This is a genomic window from Pantoea sp. GM_Pan_3 (assembly GCF_026541045.1).
Taxonomy (GTDB): domain Bacteria; phylum Pseudomonadota; class Gammaproteobacteria; order Enterobacterales; family Enterobacteriaceae; genus Pantoea; species Pantoea anthophila.
The window spans coordinates 1-634 of the sequence record NZ_JALNVA010000015.1 but is presented as its reverse complement, the minus strand read 5'-3'; the positions used below and the strand labels follow the sequence as shown (position 1 = coordinate 634).

Below are 634 nucleotides of genomic sequence, written 5' to 3'. Positions count from 1 at the left end.
GGCGAAGAAAAATCACGGATATTCGTTGTTATAATAAAAGAAATACCATTTACATATATATGGGCTTCAAGTCTTCGATAAAGATCATCCGAGCCCGGCCTGTTGCTATCAAAAATTACTCCTTTACCTTCAGGGAGAGTGATAATTTCTTTTATAAAGGGGGCATCTTTCGGATCGTTTTCAGGTTTATTGATGGCATCACGCAGTTCCTGCTCTCTTAACTGCACCCGCTGTTTAAATGCGGGGGGAAAGAGCGGTTTGCTTTCAATTTTAAAATCATCGAAAAAAATCTTATCGTGAAGCTGATTGTTGAATGACACGGGAACGTCAATCACATAGCGCCCTATACACTGCGGTTTGGTCTGCGCAAACAAAGTATTTATTACTGGACTGTCCTTCTGCACTGGAGTGGAAGCCGCAGCCTGGGCAATAAAAAGCAAACCGGCAGTCATTAATGACAAGGGCATATATTTACAGATGCATTTCATGGTGACAACTCCTGCTCAGCATGCCAGGCAGGCTCCCCGGAAGAAACGAAAAATAATTCCAGGCACCCATCGTTTTTCTTCATTTATAGCGCAGTGAATTTACCAGCCTGTCCCAGATGTCAATCATCTGCGCTTCGCTGTAACGC

The 634-nt window shown here is 43.4% G+C and carries 1 protein-coding gene and 1 pseudogene; both read right to left on the bottom strand.

Annotated elements, in window-relative coordinates; translation table 11 throughout:
• Window positions 1-488 (bottom strand): annotated as a pseudogene (locus OXR04_RS21500) (hypothetical protein); the annotation flags it as partial.
• Window positions 489-567: 79 nt separating this feature from the next.
• A partial coding sequence (locus OXR04_RS21495; protein WP_267395172.1) for a T6SS immunity protein Tli4 family protein occupies window positions 568-634 on the bottom strand: 67 nt, incomplete at its 5' end.